The 22,488-nt window shown below is 69.6% G+C and carries 20 protein-coding genes; all 20 read right to left on the reverse strand.

Annotation, left to right across the window (positions count from 1 at the left end; genetic code table 11):
• Window positions 1-1,071: tetratricopeptide repeat protein (locus ATE62_RS21140; protein ID WP_443028881.1), on the reverse strand; the 1,071-nt coding region annotated here is incomplete at its 3' end.
• 86 nt (window positions 1,072-1,157) lie between these two features.
• Complete coding sequence (gene ftsZ, locus ATE62_RS21145; RefSeq protein ID WP_058818603.1) at window positions 1,158-2,627, reverse strand: cell division protein FtsZ; 1,470 nt, start codon at window positions 2,625-2,627, stop codon at window positions 1,158-1,160.
• 150 nt (window positions 2,628-2,777) lie between these two features.
• A complete protein-coding gene (gene ftsA / locus ATE62_RS21150; RefSeq protein ID WP_058810049.1) occupies window positions 2,778-4,034 on the reverse strand; it encodes a cell division protein FtsA in 1,257 nt (418 codons plus the stop codon).
• A gap of 5 nt (window positions 4,035-4,039) precedes the next feature.
• Entirely contained in the window at window positions 4,040-4,978 is a 939-nt protein-coding gene (locus tag ATE62_RS21155; RefSeq protein WP_058810048.1) for a cell division protein FtsQ/DivIB, read from the reverse strand.
• Window positions 4,975-5,898: a D-alanine--D-alanine ligase gene (locus ATE62_RS21160; protein ID WP_058810047.1), complete on the reverse strand. Its 924-nt coding sequence runs from the start codon at window positions 5,896-5,898 to the stop codon at window positions 4,975-4,977. Before ATE62_RS21160 ends, ATE62_RS21155 begins: the two co-directional genes overlap by 4 nt.
• Entirely contained in the window at window positions 5,895-6,794 is a 900-nt protein-coding gene (gene murB, locus ATE62_RS21165) for a UDP-N-acetylmuramate dehydrogenase (protein ID WP_058810046.1), read from the reverse strand. The genes ATE62_RS21160 and murB overlap by 4 nt, the downstream gene beginning before the upstream one ends.
• Entirely contained in the window at window positions 6,791-8,224 is a 1,434-nt protein-coding gene (gene murC, locus ATE62_RS21170) for a UDP-N-acetylmuramate--L-alanine ligase (protein ID WP_058810045.1), read from the reverse strand. The genes murB and murC overlap by 4 nt, the downstream gene beginning before the upstream one ends.
• Complete coding sequence (murG, locus tag ATE62_RS21175; protein ID WP_058810044.1) at window positions 8,224-9,408, reverse strand: undecaprenyldiphospho-muramoylpentapeptide beta-N-acetylglucosaminyltransferase; 1,185 nt, start codon at window positions 9,406-9,408, stop codon at window positions 8,224-8,226. Before murG ends, murC begins: the two co-directional genes overlap by 1 nt.
• Window positions 9,405-10,646: an FtsW/RodA/SpoVE family cell cycle protein gene (locus ATE62_RS21180; RefSeq protein ID WP_197411757.1), complete on the reverse strand. Its 1,242-nt coding sequence runs from the start codon at window positions 10,644-10,646 to the stop codon at window positions 9,405-9,407. The genes murG and ATE62_RS21180 overlap by 4 nt, the downstream gene beginning before the upstream one ends.
• Window positions 10,643-11,947 (reverse strand): UDP-N-acetylmuramoyl-L-alanine--D-glutamate ligase, encoded by a 1,305-nt coding sequence (gene murD, locus ATE62_RS21185; protein ID WP_058810043.1) that lies wholly within the window; start codon window positions 11,945-11,947, stop codon window positions 10,643-10,645. The genes ATE62_RS21180 and murD overlap by 4 nt, the downstream gene beginning before the upstream one ends.
• A complete protein-coding gene (mraY, locus tag ATE62_RS21190; protein WP_058810042.1) occupies window positions 11,944-13,014 on the reverse strand; it encodes a phospho-N-acetylmuramoyl-pentapeptide-transferase in 1,071 nt (356 codons plus the stop codon). Before mraY ends, murD begins: the two co-directional genes overlap by 4 nt.
• A complete protein-coding gene (locus ATE62_RS21195) occupies window positions 13,014-14,390 on the reverse strand; it encodes a UDP-N-acetylmuramoyl-tripeptide--D-alanyl-D-alanine ligase (RefSeq protein WP_058810041.1) in 1,377 nt (458 codons plus the stop codon). The genes mraY and ATE62_RS21195 overlap by 1 nt, the downstream gene beginning before the upstream one ends.
• Window positions 14,387-15,826, reverse strand: a complete 1,440-nt coding sequence (locus tag ATE62_RS21200; RefSeq protein ID WP_058810040.1) for a UDP-N-acetylmuramoyl-L-alanyl-D-glutamate--2,6-diaminopimelate ligase — start codon at window positions 15,824-15,826, stop codon at window positions 14,387-14,389. Before ATE62_RS21200 ends, ATE62_RS21195 begins: the two co-directional genes overlap by 4 nt.
• Complete coding sequence (locus ATE62_RS21205; RefSeq protein ID WP_058810039.1) at window positions 15,826-17,517, reverse strand: peptidoglycan D,D-transpeptidase FtsI family protein; 1,692 nt, start codon at window positions 17,515-17,517, stop codon at window positions 15,826-15,828. The genes ATE62_RS21200 and ATE62_RS21205 overlap by 1 nt, the downstream gene beginning before the upstream one ends.
• The gene (locus ATE62_RS21210; protein WP_058810038.1) at window positions 17,514-18,101 is read right to left on the reverse strand and encodes a hypothetical protein; all 588 of its coding nucleotides are present in this window, start codon (window positions 18,099-18,101) and stop codon (window positions 17,514-17,516) included. Before ATE62_RS21210 ends, ATE62_RS21205 begins: the two co-directional genes overlap by 4 nt.
• Entirely contained in the window at window positions 18,095-19,075 is a 981-nt protein-coding gene (gene rsmH, locus ATE62_RS21215) for a 16S rRNA (cytosine(1402)-N(4))-methyltransferase RsmH (protein ID WP_058810037.1), read from the reverse strand. Before rsmH ends, ATE62_RS21210 begins: the two co-directional genes overlap by 7 nt.
• On the reverse strand, window positions 19,072-19,593 hold the full coding sequence (locus ATE62_RS21220) for a division/cell wall cluster transcriptional repressor MraZ (protein ID WP_058810036.1): 522 nt from the start codon (window positions 19,591-19,593) through the stop codon (window positions 19,072-19,074). The genes rsmH and ATE62_RS21220 overlap by 4 nt, the downstream gene beginning before the upstream one ends.
• 278 nt (window positions 19,594-19,871) lie before the next feature.
• Entirely contained in the window at window positions 19,872-21,014 is a 1,143-nt protein-coding gene (locus ATE62_RS21225) for a Gldg family protein (RefSeq protein ID WP_058810035.1), read from the reverse strand.
• 11 nt (window positions 21,015-21,025) lie between these two features.
• Window positions 21,026-21,427: a hypothetical protein gene (locus ATE62_RS21230; protein ID WP_058818604.1), complete on the reverse strand. Its 402-nt coding sequence runs from the start codon at window positions 21,425-21,427 to the stop codon at window positions 21,026-21,028.
• On the reverse strand, window positions 21,424-22,395 hold the full coding sequence (locus ATE62_RS21235; RefSeq protein ID WP_058810686.1) for a cysteine synthase A: 972 nt from the start codon (window positions 22,393-22,395) through the stop codon (window positions 21,424-21,426). The genes ATE62_RS21230 and ATE62_RS21235 overlap by 4 nt, the downstream gene beginning before the upstream one ends.
• Between the last annotated feature and the right edge of the window lie 93 nt (window positions 22,396-22,488).

A 22,488-nucleotide genomic window follows, 5' to 3' on the forward strand; every position in this document is an offset into this window, starting at 1 on the left:
CGTCGGGGCCGGGCGTATCGGGGTCGCGGCGGCGACCTGCACCGTCGGCGGCTGGCGCGGCGGCATCGCGGCGGGCGGCGGCGGATCGGGCTGGCGGCGCACGGTGACCGCAGGCGGGGTCGCGGTGGCGGGGGGCAGCGTACCGCGCGCGCGTTCGCGTTCGCTCGGGCGGCGGCGGTCGGGCCTGGCGCTCGCCGGAGCCGGCGTCGCGGCGGGCGGCGGGGTCGCGGCGGCGACCTGCACGGGGCTGCGCGGCGGACCGAGATTGCCCGAGGGGAAGCGCCCGAAATGCGCCGCAGCGGCCTGCTGCGCCGGGTTGAGGCGGTTCATCTGGGTGAGATAGGGCAGGATATTCTGCGCGAGCTGCGGCGGCATCGTCGCGTTGACGATCTCGGTCGCCTCGCCGTTGCGGCCGGCAATCGCGAGGATCATCGCGCGCATGCGCCAGGCGCCGCGGTCCTGCGCGCGGAGCTGGCCCGCGAGCAATTGCACGCCGCGGTCGGCCTCGCCCGCGATGCCGAGCGACAGCGCATAGCGGCGGAGCGTCTCGTCATTGGGCGCGAGCGACAGCGCGAGCTGATAATCGCGCTGCGCCGCATCCTGCTGGCCGAGCAGGTCGCGCGCGAGCCCGCGGTCGGCGAGGAACAGCCGTTCGGGGGCGCCGAGCAATTGCGCCTCGCCGAAATAGTCGAGCGCGCGGGTCGGGTTTTCCATATGGACCATCGCCGAGCCCATCGCCGCCTTGACCGCGCCGTCGCGCGGGTTCGCCTGTTCGGCGCGGGTCAGGAAACCGAGCGCGGCGCGATAATCCTCGAGCTCGACCGAGGCGCGCCCCGCGTCGAGCAGCGCGGCGCCGTCGGTGCTGTTCGCGGCGATGCGCGCGAGCGCCGAGGAGAGCAGGGTGCGCGCCGCGGTGCGCTTTTCCATCGCCATGCGCGTCGCCGCGTCGGGCGGGGTGACCTGGGCCGAGGCGGCGGGCACGAGCGCGGTCGCGCCGAGCAGCAAGGCCGCGAACGCGGCGGCGCCATGCCGTACGCGTCCCGGCCCGGTGTGCGCGCCACGCGTCTTCATCGATCGCCGCATGGGCACATTCATCCCGATTTCCGGCATCCCGATTTCCGGGCCGCCATGCCCTGGCGGCGGCCTGTTACGCCCCGTTACTGGTTGTTCTGGCGGCCGAGGAAGCGCGGGATGTCGACCCCGTCCTCCTTGCCCTCTTCCTCGCCCTCGGCGGGCGCGGCGCCGCGCGACAGGCGCGACATACGCTCGAACAGCGTGCCGCCGCCAAGGCCGCGCGACGGCGCGTCCTCGGCGGGCGCGGCCGCAGGCGCCGGGTCGGCCGCCGACGGCTGCTGCTGCCACGGATCGGGGTTCGCTTCGGGCGCGTCGAGGACGAGCTCGTCGGCGGTGTCGTCGTAGGTCGCGGCGACGTCCGACAGCTCCATCGGCTCGTCGTCGTAGCGCGCCGCGGGCGGCGCGGGCTCTTCGACCGGGGCCGTATCGCCGAGCGAGAAGCCCGGCGCCGGATCGGGCTCGGCGGGCGCTTCATAGGCGGCCTGCTCGACGGGTTCCTCGACGACCGGCGCGGCGGCGGGGGCCGCGCTGCGCGCCGGGGCGAAGGAGAAGCTGCGGGTCGCGGCGGGCGCCGGTGCGGCCTCGCCGGTGCCGTCGATGCCGGTCGCGACGACCGACACGCGGATCTTGCCGTCGAGGCTGTCGTTGAAGGCGCTGCCCCAGATGATGTTGGCGTCGGGATCGACCAGCTCGCGGATGTGGTTCGCGGCTTCGTCGACTTCCATCAGGCGCATGTCCTCGCCGCCGGTGATCGAGATGATGACCCCCTTGGCGCCCGCCATCGAAACGCCGTCGAGCAAGGGGTTGGCGATCGCCTTTTGCGCAGCTTCGAGCGCGCGGCCATCGCCTTCGGCCTCGCCGGTACCCATCATCGCCTTGCCCATTTCGCGCATCACGCTGCGCACGTCGGCGAAGTCGAGGTTGATGAGGCCGGGCATGACCATCAGGTCGGTGATGCCGCGCACGCCCTGCTGCAGCACTTCGTCGGCCATGGTGAACGCTTCCTTGAAGGTCGTGTTCGGGTTGGCGACGAGGAAAAGATTCTGGTTCGGGATGACGATCAGCGTGTCGACATGGTCCTGGAGCTCGGCGATGCCGGCCTCGGCCGAGCGCATGCGCCGCGCGCCTTCGAACATGAAGGGCTTGGTCACGACGCCGACGGTCAGGATGCCGCGATCGCGCGCCGCCTTGGCGATCACCGGCGCCGCACCGGTGCCGGTGCCGCCGCCCATGCCGGCGGCGATGAAGCACATATGCGCGCCGTCGAGCGCGTCCTCGACCTGCGCGATGCTTTCCTCGGCCGCGGCGCGACCGACCTCGGGCCGCGAGCCCGCGCCCAGCCCCTGGGTGATCTGCGTCCCCAGCTGGATGCGCCGTTCGGCGGGCGAGGCGTTGAGCGCCTGCGCGTCGGTGTTGGCGACGACGAAGTCGACGCCCTCGACGCGGGCCGCGATCATGTTGGCGATGGCATTGCCGCCCGCGCCGCCGACGCCGATCACCGCGATCCGCGGCTTCAGCTCATCGACCTGCGGCGGGCCAATATTGATGCTCATCAAACAATCTCCCTGCAGCGGCGAACCTTTGCCGCTTCCTCACCTTGCGACCCACGGGCGGTGGTCCCGCCGCCCCGATATCTGTTAACGCATTGCACTATTGTGACGCCGGAATCACCCAAAAAATTAACCCTTTCGGCACTTCCACATTCAAAAACTGCTTTTCAATGCGGCCATGAGGCGGTTGATGATTCCCGTACTGCGGGGGCGATAGACGTCCTGCGCCATCATCGGCAGGTCGCGGAGGTCGACGGGGTCCGACGCCGCATATTGGACGAGCCCCGCGAGCGTCGCGAAGGCGGGTCCCGAATGCGCGTCGGGCAGCCCGATCAGCCCCTTCGGCCGGCCGACGCGCGACGCGCGGCCGAGCGCGCTCTGGGTATAATCGGCGATCCCCTTCAAATCGGCGCCGCCGCCGACGAGCACGACCTGGCGCCCAATGGGGCCGACGAAATGCAGGTCTTTCAGCGTCCTGCCGATCTCTCCCATCATCGCGTCGAGGCGCTGGCGGATGACCGAGACGAGCTGGGCGCGGTTGATGCGCGGCGATTCCGAGCCCGAGGGGGCGCCGGGTTCGAGGTCGATCACTTCGTTGTTGTCGCGCGGGCTGGCCGAGGCCGAGCCGTAGAAATGTTGGAGGCGCTGCGCCTGGCTGCGGCGGATGCCGAAGGCCGAGGCGATGTCGTCGGTGATGTCGCTGGCGCCGAAGGGCAAGGACACCATCTCGACCAGCATGCCGCCGGCGTAGAGCGAGACGGTGGTGACCGCAGCGCCGAGTTCGACGAGCGCAACGCCGAGGTCGCGTTCCTCGTCGGAGAGGCACGAGAGGCCCGCGGCGATCGGCGACGCCACGACGGCGTTCACGTCGAGATGCGCCTGGCGGACCGCGGCCTCGAGGTTCCGCACCGGGGCGCCGTCGGCCATGATGATGTGGATGTCGACGCCGAGCCGGTCGGCGTGGAGGCCGATCGGGTTCTTGACCCCGGTCAGGCCGTCGAGCGTGTAGAGCGCGGGCTGGGCGTGGAGGATCATGCGGCCCTCGGGATCGATTCCCGCGCGGCCCGCGGCGAGGAGGTCGTCGACATCCTCCTGTTCGATGCGGTGACCGCCGAGCTCGCTCTCGATCGGCGCGACGTCGCTCAGCAGGCTGCCCGCCGAGAAGGAGACCCAGACGTCGTCGATGTTGAGCCCCGCGATACGCTCGGCCTGTTCGATCGCCTCGCGCACGACATGTTCGGTCTGTTCCATGTCGGCGACATAGCCGCGCTGGACCCCGCGGCTCTCGCGCTGGCCGGTGCCGAGCACATGCAGTGCGCCGTCGGCGGTCTGCCCCGCGATGAGCGCGCACACCTTCCACGACCCGACGTCGAGCGCGGTGATGATCTTCTCGATCCGCGGCGGGGCCATGGCTCCTATCCTTCCTCGGCCGCGGTCGCGGCGGCCAGCGCGTCGGCGGCGGCACGCGCACCCTCGAGCTTGGCGGGCGCCACCTGCCCTTCGTGCGGCAAGCGTAGCACGAAACGTTCGGGGTCGCGCATGTCGAAACGCAATATACCGCGCCCGAGCAACCGGTTGGCGCCGTCCATATGCGCGAATTTGGCGAGCGCCTTCTTCGCCTCGCCCTCGCCCTCGGGCAGCGACAGCGTCTCACCGCTGCGGAAGCGGAGGTCCCAGCGGCGGTCGCCGACCCAGGTCGCGCCGGCGAGCAACTCCTTGAGGCTGCTGGCCTCGGCGAGCAGCCGGTCGAGGTCCTGCGCGCGGGTGTTAGCGCGCGGGCCGATGACGAGCGGCAGGTCGGGCATCGTCGCGATGGTGACGGGTTCGAGCACGACGCCCTTTTCGTCGATCAGCGACAGCTTACCTGAATGCTGCCAGATCGCCGCGGGGGTGCGCTCGACGATGTCGACGACGAGCGTGTCGGGCAGGCGGCGCGAGACGCGCGCATCCTTGATCCAGCCATATTTCATGAGGTCGGCGCGCACCCCTTCGAGGTCGAGCGCCGCCATCGAGCGGTCCTTCTGCGCGAGCGCGATGTCATAGACCTTCAAGCGGTCGATGCGGTCGGCGCCGACGACCTCGACCTTCTTGACCTGGAAGCCCGCGCGGCCGACCGCCTGAGCATATTCCTCCTGCACCTTCGCGGTCACGCCGGTGGCGTGCGCGGCGAGGCCGACGACCGCGAAGAGGCCGATGCCGATCGTCCAGTTGGCGACCTGCTGCAGCCGCTGCGGGCTGATCGGCAGCGCGTTGATCACGGCGTCGATGCGCGACGTCCGGATCGTCTTGCGCTTCTTGGGCGCGCGCGCCGGGCGGCGCGGGGCCGAGGTCGGCCGCTTGATCTTCTGGCTCATAATGCTTCCCCCACGATGCGTTCGACCAGTTCCGCATAGTCCATGCCGATCGCGCGTGCCTGTTCGGGCACGAGGCTGAGCGGCGTCATCCCCGGCTGTGTATTGACCTCGAGCAGGAAGATGCCCGCGAGGCCATGTTCGTCGTCCCAGCGAAAATCGGAGCGCGAGGCGCCCTTGCAGCCGAGCAGGCGGTGCGACTGGACCGCGAGGTCCCTCATGCGCTGCGCGATGTCGTCGGGGACCTCGGCCGGGCAGACATGTTCGGTCAGCCCGTCGGTATATTTGGCGTCATAATCGTAGAAGCCCGACTTCACCCGCAACTCGGTCACGCCGAGCGCCTGGTCGCCGAGCACCGCGACGGTGAGTTCGCGCCCCTTGATGAAGGGTTCGGCGAGCAGGCGGTCGAACTCCTGCCACGGGCCGACGGCGTCGCGCGCGATCGGGTTGCCGTAATTGCTGTCGTCCTTGACGATCGCGACCCCGACCGACGAGCCTTCGTTGACGGGCTTCAGCACATAGGGACGCGGCAGCGGGTCGACGGCGAACAGGCTTTCGCTGTCGACCATCGTGCCGGTGGGCATCGGAATGCCGTGCGGGACGAGCGCCTGCTTGGTCAGTTCCTTGTCGATCGCGATCACCGAGGTGACGAGCCCGCTATGGGTATATTTGAGGCCCATCAGGTCGAGCATGCCCTGCACCGTCCCGTCCTCGCCGGGGACGCCGTGCAGCGCGTTGAACACGACGTCGGGCGCGGCATCGGCGAGCCTCCGCGCGACGTCGCGGTCCATGTCGATGCGCGTGACCTTGTGCCCGCGCGATTCGAGCGCGTCGGCGACGCCGTTGCCGCTCATCAGCGACACTTCGCGCTCGGCGGACCAGCCGCCCATCAGGACGGCGACATGCCAGGGGCCGCGGCTCACTTCTTCACTCCCACGCGCTGAATTTCCCACTGCAGTTCCACACCGCTCTTTTCCTTCACGCGGCGGCGGACTTCCTCGCCGAGCGCTTCGATGTCGGCGCTGGTCGCGTCGCCGGTGTTGATGAGGAAATTGGTGTGCTTCTCGCTGACCTGCGCGCCGCCGACCGCGAAGCCGCGGCAACCGGCCTCGTCGACGAGCTGCCACGCCTTGTGGCCGTCGGGGTTCTTGAAGGTCGAGCCGCCGGTCTTCGAGCGCAGCGGCTGCGACGCTTCGCGGCTGGCGGAGATGCGGTCCATTTCGGCCTGGATCGCGGCGGGTTCGTCCCGATAGCCACGAAATGTCGCGCCGACGACTACGGCGCCTTCAGGCAACTCGCTATGGCGGTACGTATAGCCGAGGTCTTCCAAGCCAAGGAATTTGCGCTGTCCCGACCGCAGGACGATCTCACAATCAATCAGAATGTCTTTCACCTCGCGCCCGTAAGCACCGCCATTCATCCGGACGAAGCCGCCAACGGTGCCGGGGATCGAGCGGAGGAACTCGAGGCCGCCCACACCGGCATCCCGTGCCGTGGAAGAGACCAAGATGCCAGATGCCCCGCCCCCACAGCGAAGCGTCGTTCCGTCAAGAACTTCAACCTTGGCGAAGGCCTTGCCGAGGCGGACGACCACGCCGGGGAAACCGCCGTCGCGGACGATGAGGTTCGAGCCGAGACCGAGCGCCATCACCGGGATCGCGGGGTCGAGATCGCGGAGGAAGGTGGCGAGGTCGTCGGCGTCCTTGGGCTCGAACAGCCAGTCGGCGGGACCGCCCGACTTGAACCAGACGAGCGGCGCCAGCGGCGCCTGGGCCGTCAGCTTGCCGCGCACGGCCGGGAGGGTGGCGGTCGCGGTCATCCGCGCCCTTCCACCGCACTCGCCAGGCCCGCCGCCGTCTTGGTGATGTCGCCCGCGCCGAGGCAGATGATCTTGTCGCCCGCGCCGAGCGTGCCGAGGCCGATCGCGCCGGCGATCGTCGCGGCGAGCGCGTCGGCGTCGGTCACGGTCGCGGCGTGGCGGTGGCCGCGGTCGCGCAGCCCCTGGACGAGCGCCTCCGAGGTCACGCCGTCGATCGGCGCCTCGCCCGCGGTGTAGACGGGGAGCGCAAGCACCATGTCGGCGTCGTTAAACGCCTGCTGGAAATCGTCCATATGGTCGCGAAGCCGCGTGAAGCGGTGCGGCTGGACCACCGCGACGACGCGCCCGGCGCCGACGCCCTCGCGCGCCGCCGACAGGACGGCGCGGATTTCGACGGGGTGATGCGCGTAATCGTCGATGACGGTCACGCTCCCCTCTCCTACCGCGATCTCGCCGACCTTGGTGAAGCGGCGCTTGACCCCGGCGAAGCCGTTGAAGCCCGAGGCGATCTTTTCGTCGGTCACGCCCATGTGGAGCGCCACCGCGATCGCGGCGAGCGCATTCTGAACATTGTGGCGGCCCGACATCGGCAGGTGGATGCCCTCGATCGTGCGGCTGTTGCCGTCGCGGTCGCGCACCACGACGTCGAAGCGGTTGCCGTCGGGGCCCGGCGTCACATTGGTGCCGCGCACGTCAGCCTGCGCGGAGAAGCCATAGGTGACGATCCGCCGGTCGCGGATGCGCGGGATGATCGCCTGCACCTCGGGATGGTCGAGGCAGAGCATCGCGGCGCCGTAAAAGGGGACATTCTCGATAAACTCGACGAAGGCGTCCTTGATCGCGTCGAAGCTGCCATAATGGTCGAGATGTTCGGGATCGATGTTGGTGACGACGGCGATCGTGCCGTCGAGGCGGAGGAAGCTGCCGTCGCTCTCGTCGGCCTCGACCACCATCCAGTCCGACGCGCCGAGACGCGCGTTCGAGCCATAATTGTTGATGATGCCGCCGTTGATGACGGTCGGGTCGATCCCGCCCGCGTCGAGCAAGGCCGCGACGAGGCTGGTCGTCGTCGTCTTGCCGTGCGTGCCGGCGATGGCGACGGTCGATTTGAGGCGCATCAGCTCGGCGAGCATTTCGGCGCGGCGGACGATGGGGATGCGGCCGGCGAGCGCGGCTTCGACCTCGGGGTTGCCGCGCTTGACCGCGGTCGAGGTGACGACCACCGCGACGCCGTCGACGTTCGACGCCGCATGGCCGATGCTGACCTTGATCCCGCGCTTGCGCAGGCCCTCGATCACATAGCCGTCGGCGATGTCGCTGCCCTGCACCCGATAGCCGAGATTGTGCATCACCTCGGCGATGCCCGACATGCCGATGCCGCCGATGCCGATGAAATGGATGGTGCCGATGTCGGTCGCGACGCCGCGCATCATTTATCTCCCGAACGGGTGGCGGCGACGCCCGCGGCGACCGCGGCGCTGCGCGATTTCGAACCGACGCGGATGACGTCCATCATCGGCGGCGCGGCGAGCGATTCGACGAGGTCGGCGAGGTCGCGCGTGGCGTCGGGCAGGCCGCAGCTGGCGGCGCGCGCCGCGGCTTCCTCGAGCGCGCCGGGTTCGAGCGCCATGCGCTGGATCTGCTTGGCGAGCGCCGCGGGGGTGAAGTCGGGCTGCGCGAAGGAGACCGCGCCGCCCGCCTCGACGAGGTCGGCGACATTATAGGTCTGATGATTGTCCATCGCGTGCGGATAGGGAATGAACACCGCGGGACGGCCGGCGCAGGCGAGTTCGGCGACGGTCGAGGCGCCCGCGCGCGCGATCACCAGATGCGCCCAGCGCATGCGATCGGGGATATCGGCGAAATAGGGCGCGCATTCGGCCGCGACACCGAGTTCGGCATATTTGGCGCGCACGCCCTCGAGGTCGGCCTCGCGCGCCTGCTGCACGATCTGCAGCCGGTCGAGCAAAGCGCGCGGCAGCATCGCGATGGCGGCGGGGACGACTTCGCTGAGCGCCGTGGCGCCGAGGCTGCCGCCCACGACGAGGAGGCGGAGGATGCCGTCCTCGGGGAGCGGCGGATAGCCTTCCTCGCGGATCGCGATGACTTCCTCGCGCACCGGGTTGCCGGTGAGGTGGCGCTTCGCCTCGCAGCCGGCGGGGAAGCGGTGGATGTTGCGATAGGCGACGGCGATGGCGTTGACGCGCCCGGCCATCAGCCGGTTGGTGCGGCCGAGCACGGCGTTCTGCTCGTGGATCACGCTGGGGCGCCTGGTCGCCTTCGCGGCGAGCAGGCTGGGGAGCGAGGGATAGCCGCCGAAACCGACGACGACCGCGGGATCGAAGTCGTCGATCAGGTCGATCGCCATGCGGCGCCCCTTGCGGATCGCGAGCGCGGCCTTGACCCAGCCGATCGGGCCGCCCGCGACGCGGCCCGCGGGCAGGACATGCGCCTCGAGCTCGTCGGGCTTGCCCGGGATGTTGAGCCCGCGGTCGTCGCTGACCAGCGCCACGCGGTGGCCGCGCGCGATCAGCTCGCCCGCAAGGGCGTAGGCGGGCAGCATATGTCCCCCCGTCCCGCCGGCGGCGAGAAGGAAGTGGCGGGTTGCGGTCATTTCTTGTTCCAGTTGCGGGTGAGCGACACCCGCGCGGCATAGGGGTTCCGCCGGGTCAGCGACAAGAGCAAACCCATGCCGATCGACAGCGCGATCATCGACGACCCGCCGTAGCTGATGAAAGGCAAGGTCATGCCCTTCGACGGGAAGAGCTGGGTGTTCACCGCCATGTTGATGATCGCCTGACCCCCGAATTGCGCGACGAGGCCGGCGACGGCGAGGATCAGGAAGCTGTCCTCCTCGTCGAGCAGGCGGACGAGGACGCGCACGATGATCGCGAGATAGAGGATCGCGATCGCCATGCAGGCGATCATCCCGAACTCCTCGCCGATGACCGAGAAGATGTAATCGGTGTGCGCCTCGGGCAGCTGGAACTTGGCGAGGCCCGCGCCGGGGCCGGTGCCGATGAGGCCGCCCGCGGTGAGCGTCGCATGCGCCTTGTCGACCTGGAAGCTGTCGCCCTCGGCGAAGAGCCAGATGTTGATGCGCTGCTGCGCGACCGGGTAGAAGAAATAGGCGAGGACGATACCCGCGAGCCCGCCGCCCGCGAGCATGCCCATGATCCGCATCGACAGGCCGGCGACGAGCACGAGCACCAACAAGGTCGCGACGAAGATGATCGTCTGGCCGAGGTCGGGCTGGCCCATCAGCAGCAGCGCGATGATGCCGGTGAGGACGAAGGCGAGCGGCACGACGGGCAGGCTCTGGTCGTGGAGGCGGAGCGAGAGGATCCAGGCGAGCGACACCGCGAAGAAGGGTTTCAGAAACTCCGACGGCTGGAGGCGGAAGACGCCGCTGCCGAGCCAGCGCTGCGCGCCGTTCACCTCGGTGCCGATCAAGGGCACGAGGAAGAGCAGGACCATGAAGATAATGGTGCCGTAGATGGCGAAGCGCCGCGCCTGCGCCTTGGGCAGCATCGACACGCCGAGCATCACGGGCACGCCGAGGATCACCCACATCAGCTGGCGATAGAAATAATAGAGCGGGTCGAGGCTGGCGGTCGAGGTCGACAGCTTCTGCGCCGCGACGGGCGACGCGGCGGTGACCGCGACGAGGCCGATCGCGATGAGCATCGACACGAGCAGCAGCAGCACGCGGTCGATTTCCCAGAACCACAGGCCGAGCGGCGTGCGGTCGGCGCGGCTGAGCCGCGGCCCGCGCCGCTTCACCGTGCGCGTGGTGCTGGCGATGACCGGCTTTTCCCCCGTCGCGTCCATATTGTCGAAACCCCCGCTCATGCCCCGAATGCCCTGACGATGCTGCGGAAGCGGTCGCCGCGTTCCTCATAGCTTTTGAACTGGTCGAACGACGCGCAGGCGGGCGACAGCAGCACGATGTCGCCGGGCTCCGCCACCGCCGCGGCGCGCGCGACCGCGGTCGCGAGGTCGCCCGAGCGGTCGACGGGGATCGCGTCGCCGATCTCGGCCGCGAAGGCCTCCATCGCCTCGCCGATCAGATAGGCGCGCTTGACGTGGCCGAACCAGGGCGCGCAGGCCGAGAGGCCGTCGCCCTTTGCCTGTCCCCCGGCGATCCAGTGGAGGCGCTGGTCCGGCGCCGGCGGAAAGGCCGCCAGCGCCGGTGCAGCGGAAGCCGCGTTGGTCGCCTTGCTGTCGTTGTACCAGCGGACGCCCGCGACTTCGCCGACCCATTCCATGCGATGCGGCAACGCGCTGTACGTCGCGAGCCCCCGCTCGATCTGCTCGTCGTTCAGCCCCAGCACGCGGCAAACCGCGATCGCGCAGACGGCGTTCTGCGCATTGTGCGGGCCCTGCAGCGCGGGCCAGCGCGCCTGGTCGGCGGGATCGATATCCTTTGCCGAGACGCGGTGGAGGCGGTGGTTGATACGGCCCGCGATCATCTTCGACGGATCGTCGTCGGTGGCGACGATCGCGACCTGGTCGCGGTGCTGGAGCGAGAAGAGCCGCGCCTTCGAGGCGGCATAGCCCGCGAAACCGTCGTAGCGGTCGAGATGGTCGGGGGTGATGTTGGTGAGCACCGCGATATCGCAGGCGAGGCTGTGCGAGAGGTCGATCTGGTAGCTCGACAGTTCGAGGACGTAGACGCCCCCTTCCGGAAGCGGGTCGCGCGACAGGACCGGCAGGCCGATATTGCCGCCCATCAAGGCGGGGATGCCCGCGCTTTCGAGCATGTGGGTGACGAGCGCGGTGACGGTCGACTTGCCGTTGGTGCCGGTGATGCCGACGACCTTGTGCGGCGGCAGGTCGTGGCGCGCCTCCGCGAAGAGCTCGACGTCGCCGATGATCGGCACATGCGCCTCGCGCGCGTGCGCGGCGATCGGGTGGCGGTTGAGCGGCACGCCGGGCGAGACGACGACGCCCGCGAAACCGATGAGGTCGATGTCGAGCGGGTTGCCGATGTCGGCACCGAGCGCCATCGCCTCGTCGCGCGCTTCCTCCTTGTCGTCCCAGGCGGTGACGCCCGCGCCGCTGGCGACGAGCGCCTCGACGCTCGCGAGCCCCGAGCGCGCCAGCCCCAGCACCGCGTAGCGGCGACCGGCAAAGGCGCGGCTGACGATCACCGCAGCTTCAGCGTCGCGAGCCCTGCCAGCGCGAGCACGATCGAGACGATCCAGAAGCGGATCACGACCGTGGATTCGGGCCAGCCGAGCTGCTCGAAATGATGGTGGATGGGCGCCATGCGGAAGACGCGCTTGCCGGTGCGCTTGTACCAGAAGACCTGGATGATCACCGACAGCGCCTCGACCACGAACAGCCCGCCGACGAGGACGAGGACGAGTTCATGCTGCGCGGTGACGGCCATGGTGGCGAGCGCGCCGCCCAAGGCGAGGCTGCCGGTGTCGCCCATGAACACCGCCGCGGGGGGCGCGTTGAACCACAGGAAGGCGAGGCAGGCGCCGATGATCGCCGCGGCGAAGATCGCGAGCTCGCCCGCGCCGGGAACATGCGGAATGCCGAGATATTCGGCGAATTTCACGTTGCCCGAGAGATAGACGATGACGAGGAAGGTCAGGCTGGCGATGATCACGGGGAAAGTCGCGAGCCCGTCGAGCCCGTCGGTGAGGTTCACCGCATTGCCGAAACCGACGATCATCACCATCGCGAAGACATAATAGAGCGGCCCGAGTTCGAGCACGATCCCGCTGAAGAAGGGCAGGTACAGGTCGGTGCCGGTGCGCGAGACGATCAGGGTCACCGCGACGCCCGCGATGATGAACTCGATCAGCAGGCGGATGCGGCCCGGAATGCCGCGGTGGCTGGCCTTGGTGACCTTGTCGAGGTCGTCGAGGAAGCCGACCACGGCGAAACCGCCGGTGACGAACAGGCACGCCCAGACGAAGCGGTTCGAGAGGTCCATCCAGAGCAGGGCCGAGATCATCAGCGAGATGAGGATCATCAGCCCGCCCATCGTCGGCGTACCCTTTTTCGCGAGATGGCTCTGCGGGCCGTCGTCGCGGATCGGCTGGCCCTTGCCCTGCCGCATGCGCAGCATCAGGATGAAGCGCGGCCCGATCCACAGGCCGATGATCAGCGCGGTCGCGACCGCGGCGCCCGAGCGGAAGCTCAGATAGCGGATGAGGTTCAGGACCCCCGGAAAGCCAAGCCATTCCGCCAGCCAGTATAACATCAGTAATCCCCGTTGGTCAGCGCCGTCACCAGATGCGACAGGCCAACGCTGTTCGATCCCTTGACCAGCACGGCGTCGCCGGCGCGGATCAAGTCCTTCAGCCGCGCTTTGGCGGTCTGATGGTCGGGCACATGCGCGAAATCGATACGCCCCTCAAGCGCTTTGGCGAGCGGCGCCATCTCCGCGCCGACGAGCAAGGCGAAATGCACGCCTGCTGCGACGAGCGGAGCCGCGAGGCCCGCATGATAGGCCTCGCCGCCGGGGCCGAGCTCCTTCATCGCGCCGAGAATCGCCACTTTGCGTGTCCCGGATTCGGTGCCGAGCTGGCCGATCGTCGCCGCCATCGAGGCGGGGTTGGCGTTGTAGCTTTCGTCGATCAGCAGGATATGGCCGCCGGGAAGCGCCAGCTGGTGGCGCGCGCCGCGCCCGGCGAGCCCCGCCATCTCGGCGAAGGCGAGCCCCGCGGCGGGCAGGTCGCCGCCGACGGCCTTCACCGCGGCGAGCACCGCCATCGCGTTCGACACCCAATGCGCGCCCGCCTGCGCGATGGTGAAGCAGAGCAAGGCGTCCTGCACCTGCGCGGTGACGAGCGAGCCGCCGCGTCCGTCGGAGAGCCAGTCGACCGCGCGCACATCGGCGCCCGCGCCGAGCCCGAAGCTGACGACATGCGCCGCGTGCTTCTCGGCCTTCGCGCGAAGCCGGTCGTAATGCGGGCTGTCGAAGGGGACGATCGCGGTGCCGCCGGGCTCGAGCCCCTCGAAAATCTCGCCCTTGGCGTCGGCGATCGCCTCTTCGCTGCCGAAGAATTCCATGTGCGCGGGGGCGATGGTGGTGACGATGGCGACGTGGGGGCGGACCATGCGGGTCAGCGCGGCGAGCTCGCCCGCGTGGTTCATCCCCATTTCGAATACGCCATAATCGGCGGTCGAGGGCATGCGCGCGAGGCTCAAGGGCACGCCGACATGGTTGTTGTAGCTCTTGACCGAGCGATGCGCCTTGCCGGGGCGGAAGCGGTCGAGCGCGGCGAAGAGCGCTTCCTTGGTCCCGGTCTTGCCCGCCGAGCCGGTGACGCCGATGATGCGGCCGTGGCAGCGGACACGCGATGCGAAACCGAGCGCGTTGAGCGCGATGGCGCTGTCGGCGACGCGGACGTGCGGATGATCGATGGCGGTTTCGCAGACGATGCCCGACGCGCCCGCGGCGATCGCCTTGTCGATGAACTTGTGGCCGTCGGTCGCCTCGCCCTTCATCGCGATGAAGAGATCGCCCTTCCCCACCTCGCGCGAGTCGAAGGCGACGCCGTGGACGGTGAAGTCGGCGCTGGCGGTGCCGTTGGTCGCAGCAGCGATGGCGCGCGCGGTCCAGAGCGGGTTCATGCCGCCGCCTCGCGCGCGACGGTCACGTCGTCGAAGGGGATCACGCGCATTTCGTCGCCGCGGCCGACGATCTGGCCCTGTTCGTGGCCCTTGCCCGCGATGCAGACGATATCCTCGGCGCGCGCTTCGGCAATCGCAGCGGCGATGGCGGCGCGGCGGTCGCCGATGACCTGTGCTCCGGGGGCGCCCGCGGCGATGGCGGCGCGGATGTCGGCGGGGTCTTCGCCGCGCGGATTGTCGTCGGTGATGATCGCGATGTCGGCCTTGGCCGCGGCGACCTTGCCCATTTCGGGGCGCTTGTCCGTGTCGCGGTCGCCGCCCGCGCCGAAGACGAGGATCAGCCGGCCCGCGGCATGCGGGCGCAGCGCGTCGAGCGCCGCTTCGATGGCGTCGGGGGTGTGGGCATAATCGACATAGACCGGCGCGCCGGCCTTGGTGATCGCCGCGCGCTCGAGGCGGCCGCGCACGGGCTGGAGGCGGCCGAGGTTGGCGAGCGTCTGGCCGACATCGCCGCCGGTCGCGACGACGAGCCCCGCGGCGACGAGCGCATTGGCGACCTGATAGGCGCCGATCAGCGGCAACGTCACCTTCTGCGCGAGCGGGCCCGCCTGGATCAGCAGCGACTGGCCGAGCTGCGTCGGTTCGCGGCTGACGAGGCGGAGGTCCGCGCCATGCTGGCCGACGGTCAGGATGCGGAGGCCGCGCTGCTTCGCCTCATGCTCGGCGGCGGGCGACCAGATGTCGTCGTTCCAGATCACCACCGCGCCGGCGGGGTCGACGACCTCGCGGAACAGCCGCATCTTCGCCGCCATATAGCTGTCCATGTCGCCATGATAGTCGAGATGGTCGTGGCTTAGATTGGTGAAGGCGGCGGCCTTCACCGGCAGCCCCTCGGTGCGATACTGGTCGAGGCCGTGGCTCGACGCCTCGAACGCCGCGTGCGTTACGCCCTCGGCGGCGAGGCCCGACATGTTCGAGAGGAAAGTCACGATATCGGGGGTGGTGAGCCCGGTGACGACGCGGTCGTCGCCGGTGGTGACGCCCAAGGTGCCGATCGACGCGGCGTGGAAGCCCGCCATGCGCCACAGCTGGCGGGTCATCTCGACGGTCGAGGTCTTGCCGTTGGTGCCCGTGACGGCGACGCAGGTGGCGGGGAATTTGTGGAAGAAGCGCGCGGCGATGTGCGCGAAGGCGCGGCGCGGGTTGGCGTCGGCGATATGGACCGCACCCTCAACCTTGGCCTCGGGCCGCGCGACGATGGCGATGGCACCGGCTTGAATCGCGGCGGCGATGAAATCCTCGCCGTTGAATTTCTCGCCCACGAAAGCACCGAAGATCGTGCCCGGCGCGACCTTGCGATGGTCGATCGCGAGGCCGGTGACGACGGGGTCGGCGCCCTGCAGGTCCTGATTTTCAAGCAGCGCCGCCAGACGCATTATTCGCTTTCCCCGTTTTTCCAGAGCAGCGGGGTCAGTTCGGACACGTCGACGTCGCGGCTTTCGTCGGGGAAGACCCCGAGCATCGGGCCCGCGCGCATCACCACTTTCTTGACCACCGGCGCAGCGGTCCAGCCCGCGGTGCGCTGGCCCGAGCTATAGGCATTGCCCTTGGGCTCGTCGACCATGACCACGACGACATAGCGCGGATTGTCCATCGGGAAGGCGGCGGCGAAGGTCGCGACCACCGAGCTGCGGTTGTAACCGCCGATGCCGGGCTTTTCGGCGCTGCCGGTCTTGCCGCCGACGCGGAAACCCGGGGCGTTGGCCTGCTTGCCGGTGCCGTCGGAGACGATCAGGCGGAGCAGCTGGCGCATGCGCGCGCTGGTCGCGGCCTTGAACACGCGGCGGCCCTGGGGCGGCGCCTTGTCGCCGAGCTTGAGCATCGTCGCGGGGCGATAGATGCCGCCGTTGACCAGCGCGGCATAGGCGTTGGCGAGGTGCAGCGGGGTCACCGCGATGCCATGGCCATAGCTGGTCGTCATCGTGGTCAGCCGGCCCCAGTCCTTGGGCCAGAGCGGGAAGGCGCGCTCCTTCATCTCGATGTCGGGGCGGCGGTCGAAGTGCAGCTCGCGGTAGAGATGCTCGAGCTTTTCCTTGCCGAGCTCGTCGGCGATGCGCGCGGTGACGATGTTCGAGCTGTGGATCAAGGTCTCGGGCACGTTCAGCCAGCGCCGCGAGGGGTGGCTGTCGCGGATGCGGAACCCCGCGATCGCGAGCGGCTCGGTCGCGTCGTAGCGGCGCGCCATGCTGGTCACCGAGCCATTGTCGATGGCGGCGGCGATCGAGAGCGGCTTGAAGGTCGAGCCGAGCTCGTAGAGATTATAGGTCACCGCGTTGCGGCGCGTCGCGGGGTCGCTGCCGGTCAGCTTGTTCGGGTTGAAGGTCGGCAGCGAGGTCATCGCCATGACTTCGCCGCTGTGGACGTCGAGGATGATCCCCGCGCCGCCGATCGCCTCGAGATTGGTGACTGCCGAGCCGAGCTCGCTTTCGAGCACGCCCTGCACGCGCGCGTCGATCGACAGCTGGAGCGGCTGGCCGCGCGTCGCGGGATTGGTCAGCCGGTCGTTGAAGGCCCCCTCCATGCCGGTGACGCCCTGCCCCTCGGCATTGAGGAAGCCGAGCGTGTGCGCGGCGAGCGAGGTCTGCGGATAGAGCCGCTCCTTCTCGCGCGGGAAGTCGAAGCCGATCTCGCCGATCGCGTTCACCGCCGCGACCTGGTCGGGCAGCGCGCGGCGGCGGATATAGGTGGCGCGCGGGCCATTGAGCTTCGCCAGGAACTCCTCGCGCGGGGTGTCGGGGAAGATCTTGACCAGCTCGTCGGCGAGATATTGGCGGTTGTTGAGCAGCTTCGAGGGCACGACGCGGATCGAATAGCCGTCGATCGTGCGCGCGAGCGGCACGCCGTTGCGGTCGACGATGTCGGCGCGCGCGGGGACGAAGGCGCCCGACGCGGCGCGCTGCGGCCCGGTGTCGAAGGCGACGAACCACAGGAGGCGCAGCGACACGAGGAAGATCGCCGCCATGAACAGCAGCATCAGGATCATCAGCCGCTGCTGCGCGGTCAGCAGCAGTTGCTGCCGGACCCCGGCGGTACGGACGCGCGTCGGACGGACGACTACCGTGTTCATCGGGTCTTGCTATCCCCTGCTTCGGCGGCGGCGGCGCGCTTGAGATCGGCGAGCGTCGCCTCGGAAAGGAGCTGGTCCTCGATCATCTTCAATTGCTCGCGGCGGCGCGTCGGCGCCATGCGCGGGGCGACGTCGGACTGGACCGCGGCGACCTTGACCGGCGCGGGCTTCGCCGCGGCGGCGGGGGCGTCGGTGGTGGCCGCGGGCTTGGCCTTGTCGGGGATCGCGACGGGCGAGACCATCGCCATCAGCACCGGCGCGACCTCGTTGGCGCCGCGCGCGCGGGGGACGCGGCCGAGCGAGGCGAGCTGGCGCTCGTTCTCGAGATACTGGCTGGCCGAGGGGGCCGAATAGCCGAAGGTATCGGCATTCCACTGCTCGAGCTGGCGCATCGAGGCGCGCACCGCGAGTTCGGATTCGAGGTAGCGGATATTGCTTTCGGTGCGGTCGATCTGCTGGTTGATGCGCGCGAGTTCGCTGCGCGTCGCCGCGACCTTCAGCGACACCGGATAGAGCATCATCGCAAAGATGAGCACCAAGAGGACCAGGCCGATCCCCTGAAGCTTGCGCGCGGCCATCAGCATGACAGGGCCTCCTTTGTCGTCGGACTCTCGGACCAGGCGGGGGCGTCGGTGCGCACCGCGCTGCGAAGCGTCGCCGAGCGCGCGCGCGGGTTGCGCGCTTCCTCGGCCTTGCCCGGGCGCACCTTGCGCGCCGGGGTCAGGAAAGTTGCGGCCCGCGCCGGAGGGGCTAGCGCGGGCCGGTGGCGCGAAGCGCGGACATCGCCACCGCTGCGTTCGCGCAGGAAATTCTTCACGATGCGATCCTCGGTGCTGTGGAAGGACACGACCGCGAGCCGGCCGCCGGGGCGGAGCAGCCGTTCGGCGGCGTCGAGCCCCGCGGCGAGTTCGTCGAGCTCGCCGTTGATGTGAATGCGAATGGCTTGAAAACTGCGGGTCGCGGGATCCTTGGGCGCGCCCGGCGGGTGGCGCAGCGCCTTGCGGATGGTGGTCGCGAGCTCGGCGGTGCGCATGAAGGGCCGGTCGGCGACGATCGCGCGCGCGACGCGGCGCGACTGGCGCTCGTCGCCATAATGGAAAAGCACGTCGGCGATCTCGACCTCGTCGGCGCGGTTGATCCAGTCGGCGGCGGTCTCGCCGTCCTGCGACATCGTCATGTTCAACGGGCCGTCGTTCTGGAACGAGAAGCCGCGCTCGGCGCGGTCGAGCTGCATCGACGAGACGCCGATGTCGAAGACGATGCCGTCGACTGCGGCGATACCGCGCTCGGCGAGCAGCCGGTCGATCTCGCCGAAGCGGCCGTGGATCAGCGTGAGCCTGCCGCCGGCCTCGGCGACGAGCGCCTGGCCCTCGGCGATCGCGTCGGGGTCGCGGTCGCAGGCGACGACGTTGGCCTCGGCAGCGAGCAAGGCGCGGGTATAGCCGCCGGCGCCGAAGGTCGCGTCGACATGGGTTTCGCCGGGCGCGATGGCGAGCGCCGCGACGACCTCGTCGCGGAGGACGGGGTCATGGCGCGGGTCGCGAGAAAGGTCGGTCATTTGCGCCCCTTCCCCTTGTTGGCGTCCCAGGCGGCGGCGACGCGGCGGAGGCGCGGGTCGGCCTCGTCGCACTGCGCGATGAAGGGCAGCCACCAGATTTCGAAGCGGCGCCCGGCGCCGACGAAGGCGCAGGCGCCGCCGTCGAAGGCGAGCTCGGCCTCGTCGAAAGGATTGTCGCGGTGCGAGAAGGTCGGCAGGAAGCGGCCGCTGTCGTCGAGCGTATAGGGCTTGGTGAAGTCGTAGCGCGCCTTGTAGGCGGCATCCTCGGCGAAATCGCCGCCGCGGCCTTCGACGACCTGGCGGCCGTGCTCGATCTCGTCGGCGAGGCGGTCGAACTGGTCCTGGCCATAGGCGACGAGGCAGGGCAGCACCTCGTGATAGCCGACCCAGAGCACGCGCTGATTTTCCGCATTGAGGGGCACATTGTTGCGGAATTCCGAAGGGACGGCGATGCGCCCCTTGCCATCGATCGCGGCGAATTCGGTGCCCGAATAATTGCCGGGCGTCACAACCGCCATCGATCCGCCCCCTTCCTGACACCCCGGGCAAAACTTCCCCGATCCCGGAATCGCGAAATTCCGAATCCAACGGCTCAGGCGGAGATTGCCCCTCTCCGATTCCTGCCTATCAGCAAGCCGCTGGGGAGAAAAGGGGAAAATTCGGGCTGAAGCGGGGAAATCTTGCACGTAGACGGGGTGAAATCGGGCGAAGGCGGTCGAAAGGGTCGCACGCGCACGCACGCGCCCCGCCGCGACGAAGCTGTGGAAAAGTGCCGAAGTTTTTGAAGAAGCCCGGATTAGCGCGGTTTTTGGGCGATCCAGACGGGCTGGAGGAGCGGCGCGTGATAGGCCGGGCCGTCGAGGCGGGCGCCGATCCATTCGATCGTGTCGGCGCGGCGCAGATGCGGCAGGTCGCCGACGAGCGGTTGCCAGAGCGGGGCGAAGAGCAGGTCGGCGTCGCCGACCAGCCACGCCTCGCCCGCGCCGACTCGGCAGTGGAGGATTTGTGCGCCGGCTTGCGGCGTGCAGCCCGGCGGCTGCGCCTCGAAGCGCCCGGCGCTGAACAGGCGCAGGCGGCGGCCGTCGACGTCCACTGCCTGCGCCGCGGTCTCGCCCGCGGGCGCGGCGCCCAGCGTGATGCCCCAATGGTCAAGCAAAGGGGTGAGCAGGCTGGTGACCGGCGGGTTGCGGCTGTCGCCCGTCGGATGCGGTGCGGGCCAGCCCGACAGCGCGTCGGCGAGGATCACCGCGCGCCCGCCGCCGCGCACGAAGGCGTCGATCGCGACCAGATCCTGCGGCGCCAGCGCGCGCGGGTGCGCGAGCAGCAGCACCGCCCCCGCGGGCGGGACATGATCGGCGAGGCTGTCGACGAGCGCGATGCGATGGGTTTGTTCGAGGCGGACGAGCGCCGGGTCGTCGGCGGCGCCGCGCCGGAGCATCGCCGACAGGCCGCCCTCCCCCGCCCAGCGCAGCGGCAGGCCGCTGAGCATCGTCACCGGGGTTTCGGACACGGGTTCCTCATAGAGCGCAGCGAGCGCGGCGTGGCCGGCGGCGAACCAGAGGATAGCGGCGAGCTTGGCGATGAGCGCCTTGGCGACGAGGCGCCTGGCCGCGCGCTGGACGATCCAGTCGGCGAGCGCAGCGGCGGCGAGGCCTGCGAGCGCCGTGACGACCACTTGTGCCCACGGCCAGATGTCCGCGAGGGCGAGGCTCAGCAGGCCCTGCCCCGCCAACAGCGTCGCCAGCGTGGCCAGATTGGCGCGGATGCGCTCGCCAAGCGCATCGGCGCGGCCGAGCCAGGCGAGTGGCAGCAGCGCGGCGAAGAGCCAGGGAATCACCAGCGCCGGATCGATGCGCCCGAGCAGCATCTGCCCGCCGAGCAGCCACGCCAGCGCCAGCGCGAGCAGCGCGGCGCCGAGCGGGCGCCAGAGCCTCGCCAAACGCGTCGGCCTCACTGGCCGGTCTTGTTCCGCGCGCGCTGGAGTTCGGGGTCGGGTTCGAGGTCGGGGACCTTCGCCGTGGTCGGCGGCAGCGGCACCGCCTTGGCGGGTGCGTTGACCGTCGCGGCGGCGGGGGTCTGGCCGTCGGTCGGGGTGGTCACCGGCTGGACCCCGAGTTCCTCGAGCGGCGCGCCGGTGCCCGCGTCGGCCTGTCCCGCCGCGGCGGCATTGGCGGTCGCGGCGGCCTCGCCCGCGACCTGCTCGCGCGCGCGGTCGCCGATCAGCCCGGCGAGCCCGACGAGCAGCAGCACCGCCATCACCCCGGCGATGCCGATCTGCAGCCGCCGCATCGAATCGCTCGGCCCCCACGCCTCGGGCGGGGGGGCGGAGGTCGGGGGTTTCTTCATGTTCATGCCGCCAGCCCCTTCGATGCGAGCCATTCGGGATTGTAGAGCGTCGAGAGATAGCGAAAGCCGCTGTCGCAGAGGATCGTCGCGATGCGCTTCCCGGGGCCGAGCTGGCGCGCGAGCGCCATCGCGCCCGCGACGTTGATCCCCGACGACAGGCCGAGGCACAGCCCCTCCTCGTCGAGCAATTGCCGCACGACGTCGAGGCCCTCGGCGTCGGAGATGCGGAACTGCGTGTCGATCGGCGCGCCTTCGAGATTGGCGGTGATGCGGTTCTGGCCGATCCCCTCGGCGACGCTCGATCCCTCGGGCTTCAGTTCGCCGCACTGGTAATAATTATAGAGGCCGGCGCCGTGCGGGTCGGTGAGCGCGACGGTGATCGTCTCGTCCTTGGCTTTCAGCCCGAGCCCGGTGCCGGCGATCGTGCCGCCGGTGCCCGCGGCGCAGGTGAAACCGTCGATGCGGCCGTCCATCTGCTCCCAGATCTCCTCGGCGGTGCCGAAGATATGCGCCTTGCGGTTGGCGATATTGTCGAACTGGTTCGCCCAGATCGCATTGTCGGTCTCCTCGGCGATGCGGCGCGAGGTGTGGACGAAATGGCCGGGGTTGGCGAAGGGCGCGGGCGGCACGAGCACCAGCTCGGCGCCCAAGGCGCGGATCGTCGCCATCTTCTCGGCGCTCTGGTTGTCGGGCATGACGATGATCGTCTTGTAGCCGAGCGCGTTGGCGACGAGCGCGAGGCCGATGCCGGTGTTGCCCGCGGTACCCTCGACGATCGTGCCGCCGGGCTTCAGGCTGCCGTTCGCCTCGGCATCGCGGACGATGTACAGCGCGGCGCGGTCCTTCACCGATCCGCCGGGGTTGGCATATTCGCACTTGCCCCAGATTTCGCAGCCGGTCGCTTCGCTGGGGCCTTTGAGCAGGACAAGCGGCGTGTTGCCGATCAGCTCGAGGCTGGTTTGCGCAATGGTCATGGCGCCTGATCTAGGGCGGCGGCCTGCGCGTCGCAAGACAGCTTCTGTTGGGTGGGGGCAGGACGGGCTTTGCGGGGAAAGGCGGTTTTGGGG

Origin of the sequence: Sphingopyxis sp. HIX (genome assembly GCF_001468285.1) — a bacterium.
Lineage (GTDB): Bacteria > Pseudomonadota > Alphaproteobacteria > Sphingomonadales > Sphingomonadaceae > Sphingopyxis.